This window comes from bacterium (assembly GCA_024224155.1).
In the GTDB taxonomy this organism is placed as follows: Bacteria; Acidobacteriota; Thermoanaerobaculia; order Multivoradales; family JAHEKO01; genus CALZIK01.
The window spans coordinates 1-3069 of sequence record JAAENP010000485.1 but is presented as its reverse complement, the minus strand read 5'-3'; the positions used below and the strand labels follow the sequence as shown (position 1 = coordinate 3069).

The following is a 3069-nucleotide window of genomic DNA, read 5'->3' as shown; positions in this document are numbered from 1 at the left end:
CACTACGTCGTCGAGATGCAGGTGCTGAACGTCGAGGGTTTCGAGAAGCGGGTCGTCTACAACGTCTCCAAGGCCCATGTCACCCAGCTGCGCACCGGTGAGGACTATCCGCAGCTCGACGACGTCGTCGGGGTGACGATCTGCGACTTCCTGCTGTGGCCCGAGCCGCCGCAGGAGGGCGGCCCCAGGGTGCCGATGCTGAGTCGCTGGCGCATGCAGGAACAGCACACTGGCGCTCGCGCCCTGAATCAGGTGCAGTACGTCTTTCTCGAGCTGCCCAAGTATCAGGCGGGGAACGAGCCGGAGGGGCTGATCGACCGCTGGGCCTACTTCTTCCGCGAAGCGGAGAACCTCGAGGTGGTGCCGCCGGTGCTCGCCAGCGGGCCGTTCCGTGAGGCGCTCGAGGTCGCGCGCATGGCCAACTTCACGGCCGAGGATCTGGAGCTCTACGATCGCTCCAAGATCGCCGAACAGGACGCCCGTGGCGCGCTGAGCATCGCCGAGCGGCACGGCCACCAGGCCGGCCTGACCGAGGGGCTGCGCCGGGCGGTTCGCGCCCTGTGCGGCGCCTTCGAGATCGAGCTCGACGCGGAGCGCGAGTCCGCACTCTCGGCGATGGGGGTACCGGAGATCGAGGCACTCCAGGAGCGTTTGCTCCGAGAGCGAAGCTGGAGCTGACGGCACCGCCGGCCGGCCCAAGCGTAGGGCCGCCGTCCCCAGGGGATGCCGGTGACCCAGGCGGGGCGGAATCAACGCTCGACGCCGCTCAGGGTCCGGAGGGCGGCATCTCGTAGCCGGCCAGCTTGTCGACGTCGATGATCAGACTTCGACAGCCGCCGCTTGGTGCCGTCGGCCCACTTCAGGAGGCGCGCCATTTCCGACCTGCGGCCGACGAACAGCTCCGGATCGCCGATCTCCTCGGCCAGGGCGTAGGTAAGGTCCACCATCCGACGTCTCCGCTGGCAAATCAGCCATATCAGCGTAGCACAGCCAGCGCCTCGGGAAGTCGCCCGGCGCCTCCAGGATGCCGCCGAGGCCGAAGGGCTGGCAGTGTTCGACCCGGTACGGTAGGCGAAGGGAGCTCCGGGCCCGCCAGGACCGCATCGGCGACGCCGATGTCCGCTGGCTCGCGCCTGGGCCTGCCCCGGTTCGGTGGACAGTTTACACTTTGGGGATTTCAGACATGATCTCTCTCAATAAGAGGAGGAGGAGTCTGGGATTGGGGCGGAATTTTCAACAACATATCCGCAGGTTTTCCACCGGTTTTCCACAGTTCTTTCCGCAGCTCACTTTCAGCGGCTAGTTCGAACCGCAGTGGACTCAGGTATCCCAGGGCTGAGTGACGGCGACGACGGTTGTACCAGCTTTCGATGAACTCGAAGACCGCACGGCGTGCCTCGGCGTGGTTGCGGAACGTGGACCGATCCAACAGCTCACACTCCAAGGTGGCGAAGAAGCTCTCGCACATGGCGTTGTCGTAGCAGTCGCCGACGGAGCCCATCGAGGGCCGCACCCCGAGCTTCTCGCAGCGATCTCCGAAGTCGAGCGAGGTGTACTGCGAACCCTGGTCGGAGTGATGGATCACCCCGACAGGGCGGCGTTGATCGATGGCCATGTTCAGCGCTTCGAGGATCAACTCCGTCCGCAGATGGGGGCGCATGCACCATCCTACGATCCGACGGCTCCAAACACCCAGAACGACGGCCAGGTACAAGAAGCCGGCCCACGTCGGGATATAGGTGATGTCGGCGACCCAGAGCTGGCTCGGGCCGTCCGCGCAGAAGTTCCGATCGACCAGGTCCGGCGCCGGCCGGGAACCATCTCGCACCGTCGTCCAGGCCCGCTTGCGACGACAAACGCCTCGCAAGCCTTCGACTTTCATCAGACGAGCGACTCGCTTGCGGCCGATGTGCTCGCCATCTTCCTCCAGATCGGCATGAATCCGAGGAGATCCGTAGGTCCCTCGAGACTCGGCATGGAACCGGCGGATCTTGGCCCGCAGTTGGTCATTCTTCTGCGCACGAGCCGATGGCTCTCGGTGGCGCCACGCATAGTAGCCGCTGGTGGAGATCTCCAGCACCCGGCACATCGTGACGACCGCATGATCGGCCCGGTTCGCACTCACGAATTCGAACCCCGCGACGGGATCGATCCGGTCTCCTGCGCGAACCAGGCCGCGGCTTTTTTCAGGATCTCTCGCTCTTCGCGCAGCCGCCGGTTCTCCCGGCGCAGCCGACGCAGCTCCTCGCGCTCAGCGGTGGTCGGGCCATCTTGGCGACGGCCCTCATCTCGATCCGCCTGAGCGACCCAGTTCCGGATCGTCTGCGCGGACGGCTCGTACTCCTTCGACAGCGCCTCCGGAGTACGACCCGAGCGAGCCAGCTGAACCAGCTCTTCTCGGAACTCGCGCGGGTATGGGGGACGGGATCTTGGCATCGTGTGACCTCCTTTGCTCGCAAGAGCATATGTGTCCACGAAACCGGGGCAACTTCACTTTCACGTTGAGCGGGTCGCAGGTCGTCCATTCGAACCATCATGCCAACCAACCGGTCGCCGAATGGGCCGGGAACTCGTTCACGGATAGCGAAGACTTCTGCGATCAAGGTTGCGATTGCGGTGTCGTGATCTGCGTTCTCCCATCCAGCGAGAATCCTGCCCATTAGCGCGGTCGCCCCCGGATCAGGCGTCCAGGGACAGCACGAAGATGCCTGGCCGTTGGCGCTGGCGATCCAGGATGAGCGCATGGCCGACGGCGCTTGACGAAGTCTCGGTGACGGAAAGGCGGTGGTCCGGATGGCAGAATCCAAGGTCCAACTCGGAACGTTCGAAGAACTGATCGACATCACGCAGGACGCCATGAGACCGGTGGCGGAGCGCCTGCGAGAGATCATCCTCGGCATTCACCCCGAGGCCTGCGAGGTCGTGCGGCTCGGTGACCGCGCGGCGACCTATGGCGTCGGCCCCAAGAAGGCCAAAGAACTAGTTGCAGCTGGAATTACCAGCATTGAAGAGCTACAGAAACAACCCGAACTTCTAAATGACAAACAGAAAATTGGTCTAAAATATTAT

At 64.0% G+C, this 3069-nt stretch carries 3 protein-coding genes and 1 pseudogene; 2 read left to right on the top strand and 2 right to left on the bottom strand.

The genetic code is table 11. From position 1 onward, the window contains the following. Positions 1-678: hypothetical protein (locus GY769_23340; protein ID MCP4204853.1), on the top strand; the 678-nt coding region annotated here is incomplete at its 5' end. A 71-nt stretch (positions 679-749) separates the two neighbouring features. On the opposite strand, the gene GY769_23335 is transcribed toward GY769_23340, so the two are convergent. After that, the gene (locus GY769_23335) at positions 750-947 is read right to left on the bottom strand and encodes a hypothetical protein (protein MCP4204852.1); all 198 of its coding nucleotides are present in this window, start codon (positions 945-947) and stop codon (positions 750-752) included. A 356-nt stretch (positions 948-1303) separates the two neighbouring features. Further along, a pseudogene (locus GY769_23330) lies at positions 1304-2436 on the bottom strand (IS3 family transposase). A 357-nt stretch (positions 2437-2793) separates the two neighbouring features. Between GY769_23330 and GY769_23325 the strand changes: the two are divergent. Then, the coding region (locus tag GY769_23325; GenBank protein ID MCP4204851.1) for a hypothetical protein at positions 2794-3069 on the top strand (276 nt) is incomplete at its 3' end.

What these genes read in the sequence shown, in the direction of transcription:
- GY769_23335 (MCP4204852.1), bottom strand. Translation starts at nt 947, where the DNA reads ATGGTGGACCTTACCTACGCCCTGGCCGAGGAGATCGGCGATCCGGAG.